The organism is Mycobacterium sp., from assembly GCF_032162105.1.
Taxonomy (GTDB): Bacteria; Actinomycetota; Actinomycetes; order Mycobacteriales; family Mycobacteriaceae; genus Mycobacterium.
In genome coordinates, this window is the sequence record NZ_JAVRPS010000692.1 from 1 (window position 1) to 2,607 (window position 2,607).

Annotated in this window: 3 protein-coding genes; 1 reads left to right on the forward strand and 2 read right to left on the reverse strand. The window is 70.5% G+C overall.

What is annotated here, in order from left to right:
* Positions 1-569: alpha/beta fold hydrolase (locus tag QOC69_RS35025; protein ID WP_526447270.1), on the forward strand; the 569-nt coding region annotated here is incomplete at its 5' end.
* 172 nt (positions 570-741) lie between these two features.
* Here QOC69_RS35025 and QOC69_RS35030 read toward each other — a convergent pair.
* Both QOC69_RS35030 and QOC69_RS35035 read right to left on the reverse strand, forming a co-directional pair.
* Positions 742-1,842, reverse strand: a complete 1,101-nt coding sequence (locus QOC69_RS35030; RefSeq protein WP_526447272.1) for an adenosine deaminase — start codon at positions 1,840-1,842, stop codon at positions 742-744.
* Positions 1,839-2,607 (reverse strand): thymidine phosphorylase (locus QOC69_RS35035; protein WP_526447274.1); only part of this gene is annotated, 769 nt, incomplete at its 5' end. The genes QOC69_RS35035 and QOC69_RS35030, both read right to left, overlap by 4 nt.

The window sequence follows — 2,607 nt, forward strand, 5'->3', positions numbered from 1 at the left end:
ACGCACTCGGCGCCGAATCGGCCGACGTGTTCGGCTCCAGCGGCGGCGCGGTCACCGGCCTGGCACTGGTCAGCCGTCACCCGGGCAGGGTGCGCACGCTGATCGCCCACGAACCGCCACTGCTGGAACTGCTGTCCGACGCCGAGGCGCAGCGCGCAGGCACCGAGGACATCATCGAGACGTTCCACCGCGAGGGGCCGGACGCGGCGTTCGTGCAGTTCATGACCACCGCGGGCTACGACCTGTCCGACCCGAAGTTCGGCCCGCCACCGGGACCCGAGCCGACGGAGGAAGAGCAGGCCAAGCAGATGGCCGGCGCGGCGCGCTTCTTCAACCACGAGTTGCGCGACACCACGCGTTACCTGCCCGACGTCGCGGCTCTGCTCGCGAGCTCCACCAAGGTTCTGGTCGGCATCGGCGTGGACTCCGGTCACCTGCTCACCCACCGCACGTCGACCGCGCTGTGCGAACTGCTGGGCAGCTCGCCCGTCGGGTTCCCCGGCGATCACGTCGGGTTCCTCGAAGCCCCTGGTGCGTTCGCCGACCGCGTCCGCGAAGTGCTGGCCTGACCTCCCCCTCTTCCCGCGAGCGTGCATGTCTGTCGCACGACACGCCGCGAAACGACGGCAGTCTCCGCACGCTGAGCGCGGCCGAGCGTGCATCGAAATGCCGCCAGCGGTCGGCGTGTTGACCCGCAGACTGGGGCGCCCCGCTTGCGGGGAGCACGCTCGCACAGTGCGGTCAGCCGATGAGGATCGCGTAGCGCGGCTTGATCACCTCGTCGATGATCGCCAGCCGCTCGTCGAACGGCAGGAACGCCGACTTCATCGCGTTGATGGTGAACCGTTCGAGATCGCTCCAGCCGTAGCCGAACGCCTCAACCAGTCGCAGCATCTCCTGGCTCATCGTGGTGTCGCTCATCAGCCGGTTGTCGGTGTTGACGGTGACGCGGAACCGTGCTCGGGCCAGCAGGTCGAACGGGTGCTCGGCGATGCTGGCCGCGGCCCCGGTCTGCACGTTGCTGCTCGGGCACATCTCGAGCGGAACCCGCTTGTCGCGCAGGATCGACGCCAGCCGGCCCAGCGTCACCGAGCCGTCGGGCGCGATGTCGATGTCGTCGACGATCCGCACGCCGTGGCCGAGCCGGTCGGCGCCGCAGAACGCGATCGCCTCGTGGATCGAGGGCAGGCCAAACGCCTCGCCGGCGTGAATCGTGAAGCGGGCGTTGTTGCCCCGCATGTACTCGAAGGCGTCGAGGTGCCGGGTCGGCGGGTACCCGGCCTCCGCGCCCGCGATATCGAAGCCCACCACGCCCTTGTCGCGGAACCGGACGGCCAGCTCGGCGATCTCCCGCGACCGGGCGGCGTGCCGCATCGCCGTGACCAGACAGCGCATGGTGATGGTGCGGCCCTCGCTACCCGCCGCCTTCTCGCCGTCGGCGAATCCGGCAAGCACCGCCTCGACGACCGCGTCGAGCGACAGCCCGCGATCGATGTGCAGTTCGGGCGCGAACCGGACTTCGGCGTAGACCACGGAGTCGGCGGCCAGGTCCTGCGCGCACTCGAAGGCCACCCGGTGCAACGCTTCTGGTGTCTGCATGACGCCAACCGTGTGCGCGAACGGCTCCAGGTAGCGCACCAGCGACCCGCTGTGCGCCGCGGTGCGGAAGAACGTCGCCAGCTCGTCGACGTCGGTGGCGGGCAGCTCGTCGTAGCCCGTCTCCTCGGCCAGCTCGGCCACGGTGGCCGGACGTAGCCCGCCGTCGAGGTGGTCGTGCAGCAGCGCCTTCGGCGCGCGTTGGATGCCTTCCAGCGTCAGCGGCGTCGGTCCAGCAGCAGTCATTTCGTGATCCGATCGATGATCAGGGGGCGGACCGGCGGCGGATGATCGCCGACGCTCCAGCCTCCGTCGAGTTCGGCGATGGCACCGCCGAACCGTTCCGGGGTGTCGGTGTACAGCGTGAACAGGGGCTCGCCCGCGGCGACCGGCTCGCCCGGTCTGCGGTGGATGCGCAGTCCGGCGCCGAACTGCACCTGCCCGCCCGGTGTCGAGCGGCCCGCTCCGAGCCGCCACACCGCCAGTCCCACCGCCATCGCGTCGATGTCGCCCATCGTGCCACCACGCGGTGCAGTGATGGTCTCGGTATGCGCCCCGATGGGTAACGGCACGGACAGGTCGCCGCCCTGGACGAACACCAGGGCGCGGAACCGGTCCATCGCGGTTCCGTCGGTCAACGTGTCCGCTGGATCGACCCCGTCGACCCCCGCCGCGTCGAGCATCTCGCGAGCCAGCGCCAGCGTCAGCTCCACCACGTCGTCGGGGCCGCCGCCGGCCAGCACGTCGAGTGACTCCGCGACCTCGACCGCGTTGCCGACGGCACGCCCGAGCGGCCGGTCCATGTCGGTGAGCAGCGCGCGCGTGGCGACGCCGTGCGCCGTGCCCAACTCGACCATCGTGCTCGCCAACTCCCGGGCCTCCGCCTCGGTCTTGAGGAAGGCGCCGCGACCCATCTTGGTGTCCAGCACCAGCGCGTCGGCGCCCTCGGCGAGCTTCTTGCTCATCACCGAACTGGCGATCAGTGGCAACGACTCGGTGGTCGCGGTGACG